Below are 22375 nucleotides of genomic sequence, written 5' to 3' on the forward strand. Positions count from 1 at the left end.
TATAAGGGGTCACCTCCGTAACATTAAACTTTGGTCGGTAAAATGATTTGGGAGGCTTCTTATAGATGTATTTTATTACAACAAAAAGAATGTTGGAAGTATGTTTTTCAACACACCCCAACATTCAGTATAGAACCAAAAAATACAAAAGCAATGATGCTAAGCTAAAACAAAAAAATCCTCCGGCAAAACAAATCTGCCGAAGGATTTGAAAACAGATAACACATTCAACACAAAGTAACAAATGGAAACTTTTTATGCTGTAAACAGATGCTGAAGAAGCCAGCACACAATCGGAAGCGTCACGATCGATCCGATTGTCGTCACAAAGATTCCGCCCATTGCGTAATCTCCCTCTGATCCCGATGATTTTGCCATCATGACTGCAGATGCCATTGCCGGAAGTGCCGTCAGCAGTGCGATCGTCATACGCAGATCCGCAGGAATCGGGACAAACCCAAGCACCAGATAGACGAGAATCGGAGCCACGAGCATCTTCACAAGCACAATTCCGTAAAGTTCCGGCTTAAACGCATAGCGACGAATGTCCATGCACGCAAAGACTCCGCCGAGATAGATCATTGCAAGCGGGGTCGCCGTTCCTCCGATCTTCTGCAATCCCGTGTTGATGACTCCCGGCACCGGAATCTGGGCGATAATAAAGACAAGAGCCAGTGCAATCCCAATCGTCGCCGGATTGATCATCTTTTTGAGCTTAAATCCGCCCTCTGCTCCCTCCGGTGTCGTCAGCTTTACACCGAGCGTCCACAACACAGACTGATCCACGATCGTCACTAGCGAGATGTAGAGCATACCACTCTGCGGATAAATGCTTGAGATAATCGGAATTCCCATAAATCCGATATTTCCAAACATCGAGATCGCCCGGTAAACCAGAGCAATATTTCCTTTCAGTCGAAAGACTTTCGCCAACAAAAGGCTCTCAAAAAAGAAAAAAACATAGAGCACTGCCGTCAAAACGATGACCTCTGCGCTCGAAAACAGCGTCTCCCTCTGCACGCCATTGACGGTGTTAATAAAAATCAAGACCGGAAGTCCGAGCTTCAGCACATACTTTGCAAGCACTTCGAGCGTCTCCGCACAGAAGGTCTTCGTCTTGACAAGAGCCACTCCCGCAAGAATATAAACGATAAACAGACCAATCTGCTCCACCACAATTCCAAATGTATCCATCTTCTGCCATTCCCCTCTTCGTCTTACATGTCTTACATGGAATAAAATACAAAAACGAGAAGCTCTATCTGGGAATTTCCCAGATATGCTTCTCATTCTTCCTATCTTTTATTAAGTAGGCTCTACTTATCCGATTACTCTCGAATAAAGTTAAGCTCTACTTGAGCATCTCGTCTTTCTTTGCAAGAATTGCCTCTACTGCGCTACATGCCGGGCAATCACAGTACTTTGCGCCTTTTGCCTTGATCTCTTTTGCATGCTCTGCAACTGCACCTGCCTCGTCACCAAACACGCCTGCACCTGCCGGGGACTCTGCAAATGCAATCAGACCATCGATCGGAATGATGTCTTCCTCAAGCTCAGCGATGTAATTCTTCGTCATCTCAGCTTCCTTTTCGGTTCCAAGAGCATCCAACCATGCCTGTGCTGCCTGCTTTGCCTCTGCACAACAACTCGATGCATCGATCAACTCGTGTGTCTTCTCAACAATGTAATTCATCAGCTGGTTTTCCATAAGATTATGACCCCTCTCTAAAATAATTGTGTATAAACCCGTTCTTATTTTAGCACAAGAATCAGAAAAAAGCAAACCTGTGATGATTTACTAGATCATTTACTCCATAAACGATCTACTATCTGGAAGAACCCGCGGTGATCACACCTGTCTTACCACCATCTGCCTCCGGATTACTCTCCCCGCCATTCGGCGTGTTGCTCGTTCCGCTTCCATTCTGGGAATCAGATCCATTGTTAAAGTTGTAGGAATTTGCAGTTGCAACCTGAGTTGTGCAGGTTCCGTCTGCCTGGAAGGTGTATACCACGCCATCGATCGTGCGGGAAGTTCCTGCAACCATCACTCCGTTTGACGGGTCAAAGTAGTAGGTGCTTCCATTGACATTCTGAAAACCGGTCTGCATCTTTCCATCACTTCCGAACAGATACCAGTATCCGTCAACCGGCATTGAGATGTTGATCGCACACTTACCGGAATCCGGGTAGAAGTAATAGCGGGCACCATCAATCGTGCGCCAGCCAGTCCACAGAGCGCCATCCTCTGCCATATAGTAATAATCCTCACCAATGCGAAGCCAGCCAATCGCAAGCGTACCATCCGACATTCCATAGTAATACTTGTCCGATGCAGTATCATGGATCAGTCCGGTTGCAACCGTTCCATCCGGCATATAATAATAGAGCTTGTCTCCAGACTTGGTCACTCCTGCTGCATAGGCACTCATTCCACTTCCGATCACAACACTGCCAAGAACTCCTGCGAGCATTGCAACTGCTGCTTTGCGATATAATTTCATGTTTCCTTCCTCCAGTTTCCGTATTTTTCTAAGAATTCTCAGAGATACCTGTATGGTATCTAGGAATCTCTTCTCTCATCTCTTTATTATAAACCCTAGAACCGTTCCAATGTAAAGGAAAAAATTCTGAAATTTTTGTGTCCTCGAACACGACTCATACATCTCATACAAAATTTTCGATTTGGAACCGTCTGTGTGATCCAATCAGGCGCGGTAGTAACAGTTTCCACCACAACCATATGGAAAAATTTCCCGCTTTACGTTCTTCTGAAATTCGATTTCCGATGTGGAATTTGCAAGAATCTCTCTTGCCCAACTCAGATTCCGAATATCCCGCTCCATAAAGTCCACATAATTTCCGCGTCCCACCAGTTTCAGATGGGTGATTCCAGCATCCTGAAGTTTCCACAGTGCACAGAGACCACATCCGCTCTCCCCGCAGAGATAGCCGTCCTCATCATAGCTTTTTTCTGTATTGCTTCCCCCGGTCAGCTCTCCATCCTCATCGATCCGTCCACTCTGCCTCATCTGCTCCCATTCCTGTCTTCCCCGTTCCGATTGAGATGAGGTCGATTTGCTATCCTTCCGATCTTCCACAGCTTCCACCGGTGCAAGCCAATATGGCACCCGACACAGATGTCCAATTTCATCGCCGTGAAGCGAGTTGCAAAATGCCCCCGTAAACTGACAATTCTCATTCAGCACAAAAGCCTCAAACTCCGTCGGAACCGCTATCTCAATTGGAATTGTCCCAGTCACAGCGCGCATATCCGCAAACGTATTCTTTCGATGGAAAATCACTCTCGTAAGTCCGAGACGACTCAGCGCCCGAATACTCCCGGTATTGATCTCTCCGATCTCCCCACTCAGATGGATCTCGCAGTCAATCCCCTGCGCTCTCAGATACACAATCAGGGCAGGGTCCGCAAGAATAAAACTGTGAAATCCAAGTTCCATGCAGGAACAGATGATCTTTGCAATCTCCGGATACTGTTCTGGCAGATAGAACAGGGAATTGAATGTCAGATGAACCGGTTTCCGGTAACGGCGCACCATCCCCGCCAGAATCTCAAGCTCACTGTACGATCCAATCTGCACGTTACAGCAGAGTACCTCTCGTCGGTTTAACGGCATTTTTGCCCCATATTTTGCACTCCATGAGTACGGAACATACCCACAGAAACACTCATCTGCCCCTGCCTCGATAAAGCGGACATACTCGTCGATCGAGCCGAGTCCCGCTGTGATTTTCATCTCTCCCTGTTTTCTTTGTTCTCTCTGATTCATCTGTTCTCCTCATCCCCAACTTCCATCAGATTGATCACAAGGCGATCGATCCCAAGCTCTCTCCAAAATTCCATTCCGCTCCACTTGCTCTCCTTCCCACACGCCTCTAACTCCTCAAGAACCTGCGCATCGAACCCGAACAGGGAATTTCCCCTGCCGACCATCTTCAAATGCTCCGGATACAGATAGACAAAGCGGTTGCAGTACTTCGGGCAGGCTGTGATTAATCTCTGGTGCCCACGCTCCCCATAGACACAGCCCGCATACAGAGTACAATACTGGGAGGTATTTGTCTGATAAAACGGGAGATGCAGACTGTTTTTCTCTCCCGGAAAACGATGACCTGGCAGTCCCGCAATCGACTCCCACTCATATCGCTCGATGTGAAATTCGTTTTTCAAAAAATCCCGGTAAAAGTCGGCATAGAGATTGTTTTCCCCGTTTCCCCGATCATGGTAATTCGAGTTCAAATATCTGTTACGCGGATCTTTCCGGCGCTTATTCAAGAGAACTCCGAGAATCGGAATGATGTGACTTTGATGACTTACATGAGCTGTTTGAGATGCTTTATATTCTTTGAATGTTCCGCGGGCGCTCGAAAGGGAAATCGAATCTGAAATCTGTGCTGAAATCCGATCTGCCACCGCCCAGTCATTGACAACCATCTCCACCGTCTCTGTACCAGTCTCCTCGCACCACTGCTCCAGCTTTTCTAAGAGATTCTCGAACGACTCCCACGCCTCCTCCCTTAAATAAGAAGTCACAATCGTTATGCCAAGGTTTTCTGCGTTCGCCTTTTCAAGCAGACGTGAAAGCACCCCTGTATCCGGAAAAAGGAGAGGACAGAATGCATTTCCTATATAAAGGCGATCAGGGCGAGATAAAGCAAGCCGATGATTCTCAAGCCCATTTTTCTTCCAGTACCAATGAGAAAAGTCCTCAATCGAACAACTCAGATACTTCTCATAGAGATACGGCTGATCGAGTTCCAGAGCAATTTCTGTCTTCACCTCTCCCCGATCTTCTCTATTTTTTTCCGGCTCCTCCGTCAATTCCTTCTTTGAAACAGTCTCAAACCATCGCTTTTTCTGAGCCGTCAGACTGTCCATATGCACCTCATCAAGATCTGCCGGATAACCGATCAGTGCCTCCGAGACCTCCGCGTCACAGCACTCCAGTTTCAGTCGAATGTAACGGTCATACTGACGAAGCAATTTCTGAACAGCTCTTGAAAATTCGGATGGAGCTTCTACTTGATCGGAATGTCCGGGAACCTTAACCGAAATTTCTGTCCAAAATTCTTTTTTTGAGACTCCGGTGATCTCAAAATCTGTGATTCGAATCTCACGATAAGCTCTCTTTTCCATCTCATAGAAGCAGATCCGAAACGATTCCGGCGAACTTTGAGCATCATCTCCCCACTCTGCAAGACGAAAGCAGAATTTCTCCTCCTCAATTCCGATAATCCGAATCTCTTTCTCTCTCGCAGATCCTTTCTCCACACCGATTTCCCCAAAACATTCTTTCGGGCATTCCACAAACTCTGCAAATCCCGCCAGCAAGCCAAATGGAATCATCGAAACCATCCTCTTGTCCTCCTTTCCTTATTCATGTACTCTCGGGATCTCTATTGCAAATCCTCGATTCCATAAACTGCTATTTTTCATGGAACAAAAAAGCTCAGAAATCAAAATTGACTTCTGAGCTTTACACTAGCAGGGGAAGAGGGGCTCGAACCCCCATCTACGGTTTTGGAGACCGCTGCTCTACCATTGAACTATTCCCCTATATTTAGATGAAATTTTGTGTCTCAACCAGACTCACCTCTCAACTGAGCAGGGGAAGAGGGGCTCGAACCCCCATCTACGGTTTTGGAGACCGCTGCTCTACCATTGAACTATTCCCCTATGCTAGATGAAGTTTTGTGTCTCAACTGAGCACTTGTACATAGTATCACACATTTATAGGGCTGTCAACAAAATTTTTGCTTTTTCCAAAAAAAATCACAAAATTTGAGATTTTCTTTGAACCTCCTTGAAACACCGACACGAAATTAGCACTTTATTTTTTTAAGCAGTAGCAAGAAGAAATTGAGAAAACTCAAATCTGAAACTCCCAGTTTCCATCATCCATGCGGTACTCGGAGACCGTCATACCGTTTTGCTGGCGAAACTGTCTGGAAAAGTAATTGACATCTTTAAAGCCCATCTGGTCACAAATCTCATAGAGCTTGAGCGTTGTGTTCCGCAAAAACCAGGATGCCCGGCTCATACGAATTCTCTGACTGTATTCGCGATAAGATAAGTGAAGAGCACAGGAAAAGCGTTCACTCAGCGCAGACGCACTCATGAAGAATTCCTGTGCAACCTCCTTCTGTGACAAAGGCGTATCGACATGTTCGAGCAGATAGGTCATAATCTTTTTTACCTGTTCATCATCTGTCTCCGGATATAGACGCCAAAGCTGATCATAAAGGCGATTAAATCCCTGTTCACAGAATGTACGCACAAGATGCTCATCACTCGTGAAGAGTCCGTGAATCTGGTTGAAATCTTTCTGATCGAGAAACAATGCAAGCCACGGGAATTCCTGAAAAGTAAGATCAATCACTTTTTCAAAAAAACGTCGGAGTCGCTGATCCGCCTCAATATTATTTTGAGTAAATTGACCGATTTGATGAAGCTCCTTTGAGACCGTCTCCGGAAAATGGCTTGTCCCCAGTGTCCTCTTAATACGCAAGAGAGCTTCCTGTTCCGGTGATTTTTCAGACTGACCGGAAAGATCCATGCGCGCAAATGCTTTTGCAAGCATATCAAAGGTAAATGGGCGCAAGAGATAATCACACGCACCGTAAAGTAGTCCCTGACGAGCAAACTGAAAGTTCGGCGCTTCGCTTGTCAGCACAACACGCACACTTGGGTGTTCTGCCCGGATTTTCCGAAGCAAATGAAGCGCATCCAGACCATTTAGGAAGAGATCCAGAAACACAACATCAAAGGTCTGCTGATCGAGCAACTTTCCGGCATGAATACCGTCCCTCACAAAAGAAAAAGTTTTCTGACATTCAAATTGTTTCCACACATCATCTGGAAGCGCATCAACAGCAACCAGAACCTTGGTTTTCCCTGTCAACATCGAATGAAAAATCTCCTTCCCATCTCTCTAAATTCATACTAATTAAATAGGGATTATAAATTGTGTTTATTATAGGACGCAGATTTTCATCTGTCAATCAAAATAGTGAACTTGTGAAATGAAAAAATCCCCTACGACATCGCAGGGGATTGAATCCATAATAAATCAAACTCCGATCATCATCCATCTTCTAAGCAGGATTCCCGTGTATCCATACTTTCTGAGTAATCACTTTTTCCCAAAAATAATCTCTCCGAGGCATCTTCCGGTCAGATTGAGCCGTGTTTTGCACTGGTCAATTCCATTCTTACCCAGATGATAGACGCTGTATCCGTATCCTTCCTCAAAAGAGACTCCGCCAGCTTCCAGATTCTCCCCACGGAAGGACATACTGTCCGCAATATAGTACGGAACTTCCGCCACACGCCCCACATAGTGATGATGGGTGTGCCCGCAAAGCACCGCTGCCGGTCTCGTCTCCCGAAGAATCTCTTTGATCTTCTCACGCTCAGGGATCGGCGGAACTCCCGGGAGCTGATCGATCAGCTGGTGATGTGTCATCAAAATCACAGGCTTGCCCTTCTCTTTCATCGCAAAAAGTTCCTGCTCCAACCAGAGAAGGCGATCTTCATCGGCACAGCCATCCGAACAGCCCTGAACACTGCTGTCAAAGGAGACAATCACTGCCTCATCGAATACTTCGATAAAATGACACGGATCATCTCCCGCACGCTCTGCCTCCGCTTCCGCGATTCCCATCCATCCGATTCGCAGATTCTTTTTGTTGTCATGGTTTCCCGGCGTGATTATGACTGGACGATCTCCGACTAACTCCTCAATCTGATGCTTCAAGATCCGATACTCCGTAGCGTTCCCATCTTCCGTCAGATCTCCGGTAAGCAGCACCACATCTATCTCCTGCTCAGAGAGAGCCTCTTTTAAGCTCTCCTGCAGAAAAAACATTGGATCGCACATCTGTGACAGCATGTTTTCATATTCACTCGGTCCATCCGAATAAAAACTTCGATAATGAATATCGGAAATATGTAACAAATTCATTCTAATTTCCTCACGATTTTATTTACTGACTCGCTTTCATAATCTCAACTATTCGCGATCTCAGTTTCTTATCTCTTCTTTCATTCTTTCATCTTATTATCTTTTCTTTATCTTCGTTTTTTATCTCAGTTTCTTTCGGATCATTCCGGTAAGTAAATCCATCACAAATACCATCACGACAACGCCGAGAAGAATGATGCTCACCTTGTCCCAGTTTCTCGACTGGATCGCAAAAATCAGCGGTGCACCGATTCCACCTGCTCCGACAAGTCCAAGCGTGGACGCACTTCTGACTGCAATCTCAAAGTGATTCAGCGAGAGGGAACTGTAAATTGGCATCAACTGCGGAACTCTCGCAAAAAACAAAGTCTGCCAGAATCCGGCTCCGACTGCGCGCATCGCCTCCGCAGAGTCCTCTCCCATCGCCTCAAGTTCTTCGGTGTAGAGCTTTCCGAGCATTCCGATCTGGTGAACACCGATCGCCATAACACCGGCAAACGGTCCCGGACCTACGACTTTTACAAAGATGATCGCATAGACAAGCTCCGGAAATGCCCGAAGCACATTGCAGATGAATTTTCCGATCTTGGCCACCCACGGATAGGATTTCCACAGATTCGATGCGCTAAGGAGCGTGATCGGAAGCGCAAGCACCGTCGCAATCGCTGTTCCGAGAAACGCGATGCCGAGCGTCAGCACGAGAAGGCTAAAAAGATCCTCCCCGCTTCCGTCATACACAAAGCTCCAGCGCGGTTTCATAAGTCCACGAATGACTTCCATTCCCATCTCCGGTGAAAAACCGGCAAGTCCGGAAAAATCAATGCCCGCGATGCAGTACACGATCACTGTTACTGCCACAAGTCCGATCGCCCATCGGCGAATACTTCCTGCCTGTCTCATCATACCAGTCTCCTCCTGATCGCTTCACTCAGTCCATCCACAATCGCAACCACCACAAGAATCATCAAAATCACAAGCGAAACTCTCTCATACTGAAGCAGAGCCAGAGAGGAGTTTAAAATCACTCCGATTCCGCCCGCGCCCACATATCCGAGAACGGTCGACGCGCGGACATTGACCTCAAACGCATAGAAGGTGTAGCTGACAATCTGGCTGAGCACCTGAGGCGCAATCGACCAGAACGCAATCTGAACCTTATTTGCACCGACTGACTCTGCCGCTTCAATCGGACCGTAATCAATCGTCTCGATCGTCTCATAAATTAACTGAGACACCATGCCAAACGTAAAGATCGCAATCGTCAGGACACCCGTCGCCTCACCGATTCCGATCACAGCGACGAGAAGAGCTGCGAGCAGAAGATTCGGAATTGTGCGGACAATATCCATGATAAAACGCATCACCGTCGTGACTACAACATTTCTCGTCACAACCGTTGTTCCAAGAAATGCCACCGGAACTGCGACAAAAACACCGAGAACCGTTCCAACAACTGACATTTTCAAGGTTTTTGCCATCGGATCAAGGAGCTTTGGCAGATAGGAAAAGTCCGGATGCATCAGACGTCCGAGGAAAATCCCCACCTGATCGAGATTGGAAAATACTTCTGAGAAATCTGCGTCCGTCACCACCGCACTGCCAAAAATACAGACTGCAAGCAGAAACACAATCAGCAAATGCTTATACCACTCAAAATGTACCGTGTCCTTCAGTTTCATCTGCTTTCCTCTCCGTCATCCTCCGATGCGCCTTGATCTTGATTCATCGCAGGGTTCTTTCCATAAATGCGCGCCAGTTCTGCCTCATCCAACTGCTCCGGTGTCCCGTCAAAGACAACCTTTCCGCTCTTGAATGCCAGAATTCGGTCGGAAAATGCCTTTGCCATCTCAACAGAGTGAATGTTGACGATCACGGTCTTTCCCATCTCCCGATTGATCTTTCTTAAATCTTTGAGAATTTTCTGGGAAGTGATCGGATCGAGGGAGGCAACCGGCTCATCCGCAAGGATGATGTCCGCCTGCTGGACAAGCGTCCGCGCAATCGAGACTCTCTGTTGCTGACCACCGGAAAGCTCATCGCTTCTTGAGTGCAATTTGTCGAGAAGTCCCACGCTCTCAAGCGCCTGCTTTGTTCTCTCATAATCTTCCTTTGTGAAGAGTCCGAGGATACTCTTCCAGGTGGAATAATATCCCAAACGTCCGGACAGAACATTTTTCTGCACCGTGCTTCTCTTTACCAGATTGAAGCTCTGGGAGATCAGACCGATGTGACGGCGAATCTCGCGAAGCTGTTTCTTTCCCGCCTTTGTGATCGATACGCCGTCCACAACGATGTTTCCCTCGCTGATCTCATTCAGACGGTTGATCGAGCGCAGGAACGTACTCTTTCCTGCACCCGAAAGTCCGATCACGGAGACAAATTCTCCATCCGAAATCGTCAGATCGACATCGTCAAGTCCTCTCGTTCCATTCGGATATACCTTTGATACATGCTCAAATTTAATCATGATTACTCAGCCGCCTTCTCGGTGTATGCCTTAATGGTATCATAAGCCTCTTCCGTTGCTTCCTCGTAGCCCTTGTGACCCCACAGGGACATTGCCTCTGCACCCTGCTCGTCGTTCGGCATATTTAAGAAAGTCTCCTTGATCTTCTCCTTCATCTCATCATCCATATCCGGGCGAACAGCGATTGCATCATTCGGGATGTCACCCTTCGTCAGATAGAGAACGCGAAGATCGTTCATCAGATCATATCCCTCAAACTTGGAGGAGAACACAACGCGGGCACCCTCAAATACGAAGCAGGCATCCTGCTGACCATTGAGAACTGCGGTCATCTCACTCGGGATATCGTTTACCGTCGTCAGCGTGCAATCCGTTGCCGGATCGATTCCGGCTTCCTTCATCTCTGCAACCGGATAAATGTAACCACTTGCGGAGTTCGGGCTCAGCGTTGCAATCTTCTTGCCCTTGAGATCCTCAAGTGTCTGGATGTCGCTGTCTGCCTTCACAAGAACCTCTCCCTTGAAAGTTCCGGTCATCTCGCCCTCAACCGGAAGCCCCGTCTCCTGGTCGTACTCTCCGAGCTGAGAAGTCAGAATTGCCTTTGCCGCTCCCATGTCACGCGCCTGCACATAAGCTGCCGGAGGCATGATTCCGAGATCTACTTTACCGGAAGACATTGCCTCTACGATCGTAGAATAATCCGTTGCCAGCGTCACATTTACCTTGCATCCCAGTTTTTCTGTCAGGTAATCTGCAAATGGCTTTGCCTTTGCCTCCATACTTCCGTCATTGTTTGTCGGAACAAACTGTACATTCAGAGTTTTCTCCTCACTCTTCTTTGAACCACATCCGGTCAGTGCGACCGCTGCCATTCCTGCACAAAGAACTCCTGCCATTACCTGCTTCAGTTTCATGATGATTCTCCTTTTCGTCGGCTTGGTTTTTTTCATTTCTCAAAAATCTTTAAAAATTTTTAAAAATCTTTTCCCTCTTCTTTTTGAGAAATCTTTCTTCTTTTCCCTATCACCATAGCAGAGAAAGATAGGAAAAGGAAATGACATGTGTCACATTTACCAAAATTTTACGGGGATTTTTTGTAAAAAAACAAAACAGGATTGAGAATTTTATCATTTTCCAGTATAATAAGTGCGATAAATAAGTGATTATCGATTCATTACTTATATTTATAAACAAATTGATAAATATTGATTAAGAAAAATGATAAATAAACGATAGAAACAAATGATAGAAACTAGATAGAAGACATCGATAAACAATCAACCACTGGGAAGGACTTTAAATCACTATGAAAAAAATTTCTGATCCTGAAAAACGCCGTGCTTACATTCAGGAATATCATCTTCAGGATTACATGGATTTGGATCTGATGGAATTGTCGGAACTGTGTCTGTTTGAAAAAAATGAATATCTGATTCACGCAGGCGAGATTTCCGATTATCTCTATTTCATGGTGGAGGGACAGGTCATGGTCTTTTCCTACACCTCGGATGCCAAAAATACCTGCATCAACTACCTGCGCGAATCCTCTCTGATCGGGGAATCCGGCTCTCTCTGGCAACATCCGCCGACTGCAAGTGTCCGCGCGCTCACGCCCTGCGTCTGCGTCATCATCAGTCTTCCCCGCTACCGCAAAGCGCTCTTGAGTGACATCCGCTTTCTCCAAAATGTCGGGCTGATCCTCAGCTATCGTCTGAACAACGAGATTCACGTCACAAACTCGCTGATGGAACCGATGGAACTTCGTCTAGCGCGATTCGTCCTCGAGCACACAAATGAGCAGAACCTCTTCTCGTTTCAGCTGACGACGTGTGCGCTGATTCTAAATACCAGCTATCGCCATCTGCTTCGGACCCTCCGTGGGTTCTGTGAGAGTGGGCTGATGAAAAAGACGCATGGCGGATACCTGATCCCGGACCGCTCCCGTTTAGAAGAATATCTGAACCAGCAGTCAATTTGATTTGCGATATCCACAACACCTTATCGCAATTATCTATGATTCGATATGATTCGATGCAATTCTTCATGCAATTCTTCCTACAATTTCATACAATTCGATTTCCATGCAAAAAAGAATCCTGCTTGCAGGATTCTCCGCCTGCGGCGGGTCGCGTGAGCGACATACTTCCCCGCCGCCGCAGTGCGATCCTCGCGGAGCGTTTTTTGTTTCATAGGACGCAATTTCCTATGAAACAAGAAAAAGCACCGGTCTCCCAGTACTCTGAATGATAGGTACTCTGAAAAACCGGTGCTTTCTCTTTCTGGTTCGGAATGACTACGATTTCGTACCCATTCCCTCTTCTTTAAGTTCTTTTTTTCTTATAATATTATTTTAATATTATTTTCGTTTCAATTTCCATATTTAATTTTCAATCTTCAATCTTTTATCTTTGATTCCAATATCTAGTAATCCAACATTTAGTAGTCTTCCATTAAGACTCCATGCGGTCTACCTTGGACGCTCTCGCCTCAACCTCTTTCTTCTGGATATCACCAGGAGCCTGCTCATAGCGAGAGAACTCGTACTCATAGACGCCGATTCCACCTGTCATCGAGCGCAGGTCGGTGTTGTATCCGAAGAGCTCAGACATCGGGATATCTGCCTCGATCACCTGTTTGCCGTGATGATCGGAATTCATGCCGAGCACACGACCTCTTCTGCGGTTCAAATCACCCATGACATCGCCGGTGAACTTATCCGGAACGGTGACTTTCAGGGATGCGATCGGCTCAAGCAGAACCGGATTTGCCTCCATGAAGCCCTTCTTGAATGCCATCATCGCAGCGGTCTTGAATGCCATCTCGGAGGAATCTACCGGATGATAGGAACCATCTACGAGAGTTGCCTTCACGCCGACAACCGGATATGCGGCAAGCGGTCCTCTCAGACAGCTCTCTGCAACACCCTTCTCAACTGCCGGGAAGTAGTTCTTCGGAACGGCTCCGCCGAAGACTTTCTCCTCGAATACATACGGTTTCTCAAGATCACCCGACGGCTCAAACTCCATCTTAACGTCGCCGTACTGACCATGTCCACCGGACTGTTTCTTGTACTTGCCCTGTACGCTGACTTTCTTTCTCAGCGTCTCGCGGAATGCGAATTTCGGCTTGCACAGCTCAATCTCAACCTTATAACGGTTCAACAGCTTGCTCACAACTACTTCCAACTGCTGATCGCCGATTCCGTAGAGCAGGAGCTGGCGATTCTCCTTATCGTTGACGGACTTGAGCGTCAGATCCTCTTCCATCAGCTTTGCAAGAGCACTCGATACCTTATCCTCATCGCCCTTTGTCACGGTCTTATAGCGCATGTATGTATAAGGTGTGGAAATCTGCGGTTTGTGGTATACGATCGGAGCGGAGCGCAGAGCAATCGTATCACCGGTCTGGGTCACGGCAAGTTTTGCAACCGCACCGATATCACCAGCCTTGAGCTCCGGAACCTCGATCACATCTTTACCTCTGAGCAGGTAAACTTTTGCGATCTTCTCCTCAGCGTCCTTATTGACATTGTAAATCGTGCTGTCCGGTTTCAGAACGCCGGTACAGATCTTCATCAGAGAATACTTTCCGATGAACGGATCTACGATGGTCTTAAAGACTCTTGCGGATAAGGAAACCTCATCGTTATACTTTGCGGTGAAACGCTCTCCCGTGGAGACATCCACACCGATACACTCAAACTTGTCCGGGGACGGAAGGTAACGGTCAATAACCTGCAACAGAGTCTTGAATCCCTGGCAGTTCACACCGGAACCCATCAGAACCGGAACGATCGAACCATCTATCACATGTTCCCTCAGAGCACCCTGAATCTCCTCAAGCGTAAATTCTTCGCCGGAGAAGTAGCGCTCCATATATTCCTCACTGGTCTCTGCAACTGCCTCGAGCAGTGCGTCACGGGCAATGCCGAGATTCTTCTGGGAATAATCAGGAATCTCACATTCTTCGTAATCACTCAGATTGGTGAAACGTCTGCCTGCCATCTTTACCACGTTCACGTAGCCGACAAACTTTTCATTCTCACGGATCGGGAGCTGGAACGGAGCGATGCATCTTCCGAATCTTCTCTCCAGCTTCAGCACGAGCTCACGGAAGCTCGCATGATCGTCATCCATGTTGGTGACGAAAATCACTCTCGGCAGGTGCAACTTATCACAAAGTTCCCATGCCTTTTCCGTACCTACTTCAATTCCTGCCTTGCAGTTTACGACGATGATCGCGGCATCGGCCACACTGGCTGCCTCTTCTGCTTCACCGACAAAATCAAAATATCCCGGCGTATCTAACACATTGATCTTCATGGGGCCGTGATCTCCGGCATACTCCAGCGGGATCATGGAGGTAGAGATTGAGAACTGACGCTTGATCTCTTCTTTGTCATAGTCACTGATGGTATTTCCATCTGCAACTTTGCCCATACGTTTGGTGACTCCGGTTACCAGTGCCAGCGCCTCCGCAACCGTCGTCTTACCGGCCCCGCCATGGCCAAGCAGAACGACGTTACGGATCTGTTTCGTTCCATATACGTTCATAAAATCCCTCCTGTTAAATTAGATTTTTGTCTTATGGATATATTTTACTAAAAATTTTGTAAAATTTCAAGAGTTAAATGCAATTTGCACGAAAAAATTTTCTGATTTTTTGGATCTGTGGGAAGGTTCGTGAAATTATGAATGTTTCCGCGTTTTTTATCATGCAGATACTCCAATCCACGCCATCCTGTCAGACGTTATCAGGGACAACCAATTGTTTTTTTGAAGAATTATCCCATTATCATTTAGAAAATTCTTACCTGTATACAGCAGTGTCATCATTACTTTAAAGTGATGAATCGTTGACATTTACTTTCACATACGATAAAATGGTCTTGTTGCCTATTTATTTTTATTTTGCAGTTTTTATTTTGTAATTTCCTATTTATATTTTTATTTTTCCCAGTTTATTTATTGGTTTGTTTTTATTTCAGATTTTTTATTCGGGATTTTTTGTAGTTGTTTGGATTTTCGGATTTATTATTTTATTTTATTATTTATTCCATATACTTTTTAAAATCAGGAGGATTTTCCAATGATAGATTCCACGTTTGGATTTATCGGTTTTGGACTGATCGGAGGCTCAATCGCAAAAGGAATCAAGCGGGCCAATCCGAGCGCCCGTATTATGGCCTACATGCGCACACGAGCAAAACTGGAGCAGGCACAGCGCGACGGCATTGTCGATCTGATCTTAGACGGTCCCTGCGAATCGCTCCGCGAGTGTGACATTGTCTTTTTATGCACTCCGGTTGAATACAATGCCAGCTATCTCTCTGAGATTCGCCCTTACCTCAAACCAGGTGCAATCCTGACCGATGTCGGAAGCACGAAGAGTGATATTCACAAAGTTGTGACCGAGCTTGGAATGGAAGATGTCTTTGTCGGCGGTCATCCGATGGCAGGTTCCGAGAAGACCGGCTATGAGAATGCGACCGATCATCTGCTTGAAAATGCCTACTACATCATCACACCGACCTCCAAGAGCCGAAAAGAGGATGTTGATCGCATGGTTGAGGTTGCAAAGGCAATCGACTCGATCCCGATCGTTCTCGACTATCAAAAACACGATCGCATCGTCGCTGCGATCAGCCATCTTCCTCACCTGATTGCATCCAGCCTTGTCAATCTCGTCAAGGACTCCGACGATCCGGAGGGACGAATGAAACTTCTCGCCGCAGGCGGTTTCAAGGACATTACCCGAATCGCCTCCTCCTCACCGGAAATGTGGGAGCAGATCTGCATGACAAACACCGGAAATATCATCGATCTGATGGACGATTACATCAAGGCGCTCTCCGATATTCGGGATGAACTTCACAAGAAAAACGGCACTGCGATCTACGATCTCTTTGATTCCTCCCGCAGTTACCGCAATTCCTTCACGGAGCGCGCAAGAGGCTCTGTAACTCCGGATTACTCCTTCACGGTTGATATCGTCGATGAGCCGGGTGCAATCTCCACACTCGCCTGCATTTTGAGTGCGCGGGGCATCAGTATGAGCAACATCGGCATCAACCACAACCGCGAACACGGCGAGGGCGCTCTGCGAATCACATTCTACGACGAGAACAGCATGAACGCCGCATGGGCACAGTTGAAAAAGTACAATTATGAGCTGATCAAGACGCCGTAAAAATTCAAAAAATACTTGCAAAAAATACAGGGGGTAGCTGTCATGAAATTTACAAAATCAAACGGACTTCACGGTGAAGTCACCATCCCGGGAGATAAATCCATCTCCCACCGCAGTGTCATGTTCGGCTCAATCGCAAAAGGCGATACCGAAATCACCAACTTTCTTCAGGGAGCCGACTGTCTCTCGACAATCTCCTGCTTCCGCGCAATGGGAATTGAGATCGAAAACGATGGAAACCGCGTTCTTGTACACGGAAAAGGTCTTCACGGTCTCTCAAAACCTGAGAATGTTCTCGACTGCGGAAACAGCGGTACGACGACACGACTGATCTCCGGTATCCTCTCCGCCCAGAATTTCGATGTGACGCTGACCGGCGATGCCTCAATCCAGAAACGTCCGATGAAGCGAATCATGGACCCACTGTCCCTGATGGGCGCTGATATCCGAAGCATCCATGGAAACGGCTGTGCCCCGCTCGCGATCTCCGGTCGTCCGCTTCACGGCATCCACTACCAGTCCCCAGTCGCCTCCGCCCAGGTCAAATCCGCGATTCTTCTCGCCGGTCTCTACGCAGACGGAGAGACCCGCGTGACTGAGCCCTACGTTTCCCGCAATCACTCCGAGCTGATGCTCTCCCACTTCGGCGCTGATGTCCACACCGAGGACACGACAGCGGTGATTCGCCCTGTTAAAGAGCTCTACGGACAAAAGATCGAAGTACCGGGCGACATCTCCTCCGCCGCTTTCTTCCTCTCTGCCGGACTTCTGATCCCGAATTCCGAGATCCTGATCAAGAACGTCGGCACCAACCCGACGCGAGACGGTATTCTGCGCGTCTGCAAGGAGATGGGTGCTGACATCACCCTGCTCAACGAAAAGACGAGCGGAGAGCCGACTGCTGACCTTCTCGTGCGTTCGAGCAACCTGCACGGAACTGTGATCGGAGGAGCCGTGATCCCGACGCTGATCGACGAACTTCCGATGATCGCAGGAATGGCATGTTTCGCTGAAGGCGAGACAATCATCAAGGATGCTTCCGAATTAAAGGTCAAGGAATCCAACCGCATCGCTGTCATGGTGGAGAATCTCTCCGCAATGGGTGCTGACGTGGAGGAGACCGAGGATGGAATGATTATCCGCGGTGGGAAACCTTTACACGGAGCTGTGATCGACAGCCACCTTGACCATCGAATCGCGATGACGTTTGCGATCCTCGGATGCATGGCGGAAGGCGAGACCGAGATCCTCGGAGCAGAGTGTGTCAACATTTCCTATCCGGGATTCTACGACGATTTAAAACGCCTCTCCAAATAAGAGGAAATTAAGTTTAAAACAGGAGGAAGAACATGGATTCTTTCCTCCTGTTTTTTTCTGTTTTTTCCTATTGTTCTCTCTGCCTTTCTCCTTATCTTTCTCTCTGTCTTCTTCCGTTTCTTAATTTTCTCTTTCGTTTTCTTTGCATATTCTTTCATTCGATCTCAACTTTCCAAAAAGCCTTGGCAATCCATTTTTCCTATTGTATAATAAAATCCGTGAAAATTTAATATTGTTTAGGAGATGAAGCATGAAAAAGTACACACGATTAAAAGCACTGCTTTTAGGCTGTGTCTGTGCACTCACCACAGCATTCTCTGCTGTGCCCGCACGGGCTGATACCATTGTTGCCTCTCAGGATGCTCCTTCGGGAAATTCGATGTCCAACGCGATCTCGGTAGATGGGACAAACACCACTTCCACCGGACCGACACTCTGGGTAGTCGGAGATTCCACTGCAACCTCGTTCAGTGACACCAACTACTACTCCCCTCGCTATGGCTGGGGAACTCAGCTGGGTCTCTACATCAAGGGCATCAACATCCAGAACCTCGCTGTCTCCGGCGCAAGCTCCAAGAGCTATGTGGATATGAGCCAGTATCAGCAGTTGATGCAGGGCGTCAAATCCGGAGACTACGTTATGATCGGCTTCGGTCACAACGATGAGCGCGCAGAGCTTGGTCGCTACACCAATCCGAACGGTTCTCCTTCCACCAGCGGTTCGTTCCAGTATTATCTCTATGAGAAATACATCAAACCGATCCGTGACAAAGGCGGAAATCCGATTCTTGTCACCCCGATTGTCCGCAGAAACACTGGAAACAACTATACCGGCGAGAGCGGTCACATCACAAGCACGGTGACAAACGAGGAGGGAACGTTTGAGGGCGGAAACTACGCCAAGGCGATCTGGGCAGTCGGTGTCGGCAAGAGTGTTCCGGTACTTGATCTGACTGCACGCACAAAGGCTGTCTATGAACAGCTCGGTGCAGACGGCGTCAAGAATCGTCACGCATGGACCTCCCAGCGCGAAGTCAGCATCGACAACACGCACACGAACCTCTACGGCGCACAGTGCAACGCCTGGTTCATCGCAGACGAGCTGCTAAAGAGCAACAGCGACCTCAAGAACTATGTCGTAGCGAACCCGCAGGTTCCGCAGTTCAATGACAGTGCAATCAACACCTCGTATCAGGGAAGTTCCTTCACTGCACCGACGACACTCAGTGCTCTCTGGTATCAGGCAGGCGACTGGAAACCGACCGTATTCGGCGATATCGACGGACCGGAGTATTTGAACAACCTCTACTTCAGCCTGCATCCGGAAAATGACGGTTCGATCCGCATGGCAGTCGGTGAACCTTCCGGCGGTGTCCGCTCTGCTTCTGTCGGCAAGATCGCACAGAACAGCGATGGAATTGCAATGTATTATCAGGCAGTTCCTTCTAACCGGAACTTTACTCTGTCTGCTGATATGACGATCAACAGCTTCGGCAAGAACAATCAGGCTTCGTTTGGTCTGATGGTTCGCGATGATGTCTATCTTGACACCATCTTAAACGACACGCTCGGCGATTACGTTGCAGCAGGCCCGTTGATGCTCGGATCAAGTTCTCCGTGGAACTGCTTCGCCCGCAAGAATGGCGAGCTGACTTCCGGCGGTGGTCTTGTAAAGGGCCACAACGCAGGAGATACCGTTCACGTTGAGATCCGCAAGGGTCCGGACGGATACACCTGTGTATTCGGCGAGAATCCGGCAGTTTCCGCAGGATTTGACTTCCCGCTGACTGCGATTGATTCCGATAACGTTTACGTTGGCATGTTCGTATCAAGAAATGCAGATGTGACCTTCCGCAATGTCAACCTGACTTTGCAGTAATATTTACAGATATTTACAGGAAGCAAAAAATCCCCTTCCATACAGAAATGGATCTGATCAATTTGGATCATTCATCTTCTGTGTGGAGGGGGATTTTCTTTTGATTTGTGAAGAACAGTTGATCAAATTGTTCTGGTTCTATGCAACGCAAAAACGGCGGGGAGTCAAACTCCCCGCCATCCTTGTATCAATCCCTTACGGAATTCATTTATTGACTTGATTACGATTGATTACTGATTCAGCAGTTCTGCTGGAACCTCAGCGCCCTCAACCAGAGCACCAACGCTTCCCTCAGCCTCGCTGAAGTAGTACCACTGATCACCGATCTTATTCCAGCCGGTGTACATTCTTCCGAATGTGCCGTCATGCTCGGTGTGCAGGAAATACTTGTTGCCGTTGTTCTCGAACCATCCGGATACCAGATAGCCGTTATCAGCGAAGTAATACCAATCGGTCTTACCCTGCCATACTAAGCTGTACCAGCCAGACTTCGCATAGCTGTTATCGGTGTAAGAATACCACCAGTCAAGAGACTCAGAAGCAGTTACACCATGATCAAGCATCCACTGACCACCCTTGATGGTACCGCTAGAAGACATTGCAGAGCTTCTGCCACTTCCATTACCGCTTCCGCCTGAAGAACCAGAACCGCCACTGCTTCTTCTGCTAAGAACAACAACTACTGTTGTGCTCTCACCGTATGCAACCTTGGTGTTCTCGAAACGAGACTGAACGTTGTAATTATCCGGAACTTCCAGAGTAATATCAGCTGCTACGAACTCTGCGATCTCACCCTTAACACCCTTCTTGGTTACGGTCTGAGTCTTGATCTCATTATCTCTGTACTGATAGCTGATGATCAGAGTAGCATCTGCCATCTCAACCGGGGTTGCCTTCTTCTGAAGTTTGATTGCTACAACACCATTCTCGATTGCGTAATCCTGATCTTCTACAAGCTCATAGCCATCCGGGATCTTGCTCTCAACTACAATATCCTTGCTCAGATTCGTGGTAGTCTTCAGTACAGGCTGGAGATCTGGGTAGGTGTACAGAGTCTCACCGCTCTCTGCATCAACATACATGATCTTAACATAGATGGTCTCAACATCCGGAGTTGTGGTCTTCTTAACAACCTTAACCTCAACAGTGCCATCTTCCAGAATCGTCAACACTGCATCATCTGCCAGACGATATCCATCCGGAATATTCAGCATACCTGCTGTAAGAGATGTTGCATCCTTATCAACATCAATAACCTCAAAAGTAATCTTGTTGCCGTCTGCATCATAGTATACAACGGTTACCTTCTTCGTCTCTTCCGGAGTCGGGTTTGGATCTGGATCTGGAGTCGGGTTTTCTGCCTTCTTAACCACCAGTGTATGACCACCGACAGAACCAAACGGAATTACAATATCAGTTACCTGATCTGGAATTGCTTCCATATCCAGTTCATAACCATCCGGAAGTGTATAATCCTTGCCAAGCTCGAAAGTATAATCAACTGCTTCTGCATCAGAAGTTGTTGCTACTAAAGTCTTCTTCTCAACCTCAGTACCATCTGCTAATTCAAATACAACCGTTGCAGTTGCGGTTATTTCATCCTCAGCCGGTGCGTCCTCTTTCTCGAATACTGCTTCGATACTTGCGTAGCCTACAGTTGCTCCCTCTGCAAAGTATGCCAGTCCGCTTACTCCGAAGGTCTTCGCATCTGCATCCCAGTTGATCTCATCTGCTCCCTGGCCCTTCCAGCCTACGAACTTGTAGCCTTCCTTTGCAACTACTGTCGGGATCTCAAACTGCTGATCGGAATATTCATCTACATTCTCAAATTTCACAAGTGTAGACGGTGCATAATCCGGGAATTCTCCCTTTTCTGGATCTACAGTAAAGTGTACGGTTACTGTACGATTCTCTTCAACCGGTGCTTCCTCTTTCTCGAATACTGCTTCGATACTTGCGTAGCCTACAGTTGCTCCCTCTGCAAAGTATGCCAGTCCGCTTACTCCAAAGGTCTTTGCATCTGCATCCCAGTTGATCTCATCTGCTCCCTGACCCTTCCAGCCTACGAACTTGTAGCCTTCCTTTGCTACTACTGCCGGAATCTCAAACTGCTGATCAGAATTCTCATCTACATTCTCAAATTTTACAAGGGTAGACGGTGCATAATCCGGGAATTCTCCCTTTTCTGGATCTACAGTAAAGTGTACGGTTACTGTACGATTTTCTTCAACCGGTGCTTCCTCTTTCTCGAATACTGCTTCGATACTTGCATAGCCTACAGTTGCTCCCTCTTCAAAGTATGCCAGTCCACTTACTCCGAAGGTCTTTGCATCTGCATCCCAGTTGATCTCATCTGCTCCCTGACCCTTCCAGCCTACAAACTTGTAGCCTTCCTTTGCTACTACTTCCGGAAGATCAAACTGCTGATCAGAATTCTCTGCAATACCCTTATAGGTTACAGGATTTGTTCCATAATCTTTGAACTCACCCTTTTCCGGATCTACAGTAATTGTAACTTCTACTGTACGATTCTCTTCA

At 47.3% G+C, this 22375-nt stretch carries 17 protein-coding genes and 2 tRNA genes; 4 read left to right on the forward strand and 15 right to left on the reverse strand.

The window, feature by feature from the left end; all coding sequences use genetic code 11:
- Positions 1-255: 255 nt before the first annotated feature.
- From ACR0QT_RS13495 to ACR0QT_RS13555, 13 genes are all read right to left on the reverse strand, one after another.
- Positions 256-1194 (reverse strand): AEC family transporter, encoded by a 939-nt coding sequence (locus ACR0QT_RS13495; RefSeq protein WP_432631222.1) that lies wholly within the window; start codon positions 1192-1194, stop codon positions 256-258.
- Between the two features lie 157 nt (positions 1195-1351).
- On the reverse strand, positions 1352-1708 hold the full coding sequence (locus ACR0QT_RS13500) for a molecular chaperone Hsp90 (protein WP_432631223.1): 357 nt from the start codon (positions 1706-1708) through the stop codon (positions 1352-1354).
- A gap of 118 nt (positions 1709-1826) precedes the next feature.
- Complete coding sequence (locus ACR0QT_RS13505; RefSeq protein ID WP_432631224.1) at positions 1827-2504, reverse strand: hypothetical protein; 678 nt, start codon at positions 2502-2504, stop codon at positions 1827-1829.
- Positions 2505-2708: 204 nt separating this feature from the next.
- A complete protein-coding gene (locus tag ACR0QT_RS13510; protein ID WP_432631225.1) occupies positions 2709-3791 on the reverse strand; it encodes a U32 family peptidase in 1083 nt (360 codons plus the stop codon).
- Positions 3788-5377: a hypothetical protein gene (locus ACR0QT_RS13515; protein ID WP_432631226.1), complete on the reverse strand. Its 1590-nt coding sequence runs from the start codon at positions 5375-5377 to the stop codon at positions 3788-3790. Before ACR0QT_RS13515 ends, ACR0QT_RS13510 begins: the two co-directional genes overlap by 4 nt.
- Positions 5378-5507: 130 nt before the next feature.
- Positions 5508-5578, reverse strand: a tRNA-Trp gene (locus tag ACR0QT_RS13520).
- A gap of 49 nt (positions 5579-5627) precedes the next feature.
- Positions 5628-5698 (reverse strand) — tRNA-Trp (locus tag ACR0QT_RS13525).
- A 193-nt stretch (positions 5699-5891) separates the two neighbouring features.
- Positions 5892-6926 (reverse strand): helix-turn-helix domain-containing protein, encoded by a 1035-nt coding sequence (locus ACR0QT_RS13530; RefSeq protein ID WP_432631227.1) that lies wholly within the window; start codon positions 6924-6926, stop codon positions 5892-5894.
- A gap of 228 nt (positions 6927-7154) precedes the next feature.
- Entirely contained in the window at positions 7155-7985 is an 831-nt protein-coding gene (locus ACR0QT_RS13535; protein WP_432631228.1) for a metallophosphoesterase family protein, read from the reverse strand.
- Positions 7986-8105: 120 nt separating this feature from the next.
- The gene (gene phnE, locus ACR0QT_RS13540) at positions 8106-8888 is read right to left on the reverse strand and encodes a phosphonate ABC transporter, permease protein PhnE (protein ID WP_432631229.1); all 783 of its coding nucleotides are present in this window, start codon (positions 8886-8888) and stop codon (positions 8106-8108) included.
- A complete protein-coding gene (gene phnE, locus ACR0QT_RS13545; protein WP_432631230.1) occupies positions 8885-9664 on the reverse strand; it encodes a phosphonate ABC transporter, permease protein PhnE in 780 nt (259 codons plus the stop codon). Before phnE (ACR0QT_RS13545) ends, phnE (ACR0QT_RS13540) begins: the two co-directional genes overlap by 4 nt.
- Positions 9661-10452 (reverse strand): phosphonate ABC transporter ATP-binding protein, encoded by a 792-nt coding sequence (phnC, locus tag ACR0QT_RS13550; RefSeq protein WP_432631231.1) that lies wholly within the window; start codon positions 10450-10452, stop codon positions 9661-9663. Before phnC ends, phnE (ACR0QT_RS13545) begins: the two co-directional genes overlap by 4 nt.
- A gap of 2 nt (positions 10453-10454) precedes the next feature.
- A complete protein-coding gene (locus ACR0QT_RS13555; RefSeq protein ID WP_432631232.1) occupies positions 10455-11366 on the reverse strand; it encodes a phosphate/phosphite/phosphonate ABC transporter substrate-binding protein in 912 nt (303 codons plus the stop codon).
- 392 nt (positions 11367-11758) lie between these two features.
- Between ACR0QT_RS13555 and ACR0QT_RS13560 the strand changes: the two genes are divergently transcribed.
- A complete protein-coding gene (locus ACR0QT_RS13560; protein ID WP_432631233.1) occupies positions 11759-12430 on the forward strand; it encodes a cyclic nucleotide-binding domain-containing protein in 672 nt (223 codons plus the stop codon).
- A gap of 472 nt (positions 12431-12902) precedes the next feature.
- Here ACR0QT_RS13560 and ACR0QT_RS13565 read toward each other — a convergent pair whose 3' ends face one another.
- On the reverse strand, positions 12903-15005 hold the full coding sequence (locus ACR0QT_RS13565) for an elongation factor G (protein ID WP_432631234.1): 2103 nt from the start codon (positions 15003-15005) through the stop codon (positions 12903-12905).
- Between the two features lie 535 nt (positions 15006-15540).
- Between ACR0QT_RS13565 and ACR0QT_RS13570 the strand changes: the two genes are divergently transcribed.
- The 3 genes from ACR0QT_RS13570 to ACR0QT_RS13580 all read left to right on the forward strand — a co-directional run bounded on the left by ACR0QT_RS13570 (position 15541) and on the right by ACR0QT_RS13580 (position 19837).
- Positions 15541-16641 (forward strand): prephenate dehydrogenase/arogenate dehydrogenase family protein, encoded by a 1101-nt coding sequence (locus ACR0QT_RS13570; protein ID WP_432631235.1) that lies wholly within the window; start codon positions 15541-15543, stop codon positions 16639-16641.
- A gap of 42 nt (positions 16642-16683) precedes the next feature.
- On the forward strand, positions 16684-17958 hold the full coding sequence (gene aroA, locus ACR0QT_RS13575) for a 3-phosphoshikimate 1-carboxyvinyltransferase (RefSeq protein ID WP_432631236.1): 1275 nt from the start codon (positions 16684-16686) through the stop codon (positions 17956-17958).
- A 250-nt stretch (positions 17959-18208) separates the two neighbouring features.
- Positions 18209-19837 carry a GDSL-type esterase/lipase family protein gene (locus ACR0QT_RS13580; protein WP_432631237.1) on the forward strand — a complete coding sequence of 543 codons (1629 nt, stop codon included), beginning with the start codon at positions 18209-18211 and terminating at the stop codon, positions 19835-19837.
- A 230-nt stretch (positions 19838-20067) separates the two neighbouring features.
- On the opposite strand, the gene ACR0QT_RS13585 is transcribed toward ACR0QT_RS13580, so the two are convergent.
- The coding region (locus ACR0QT_RS13585; protein ID WP_432631238.1) for an InlB B-repeat-containing protein at positions 20068-22375 on the reverse strand (2308 nt) is incomplete at its 5' end.

The sequence above is a fragment of the Brotaphodocola sp. genome (assembly GCF_050873365.1).
In the GTDB taxonomy this organism is placed as follows: Bacteria; Bacillota; Clostridia; order Lachnospirales; family Lachnospiraceae; genus Brotaphodocola.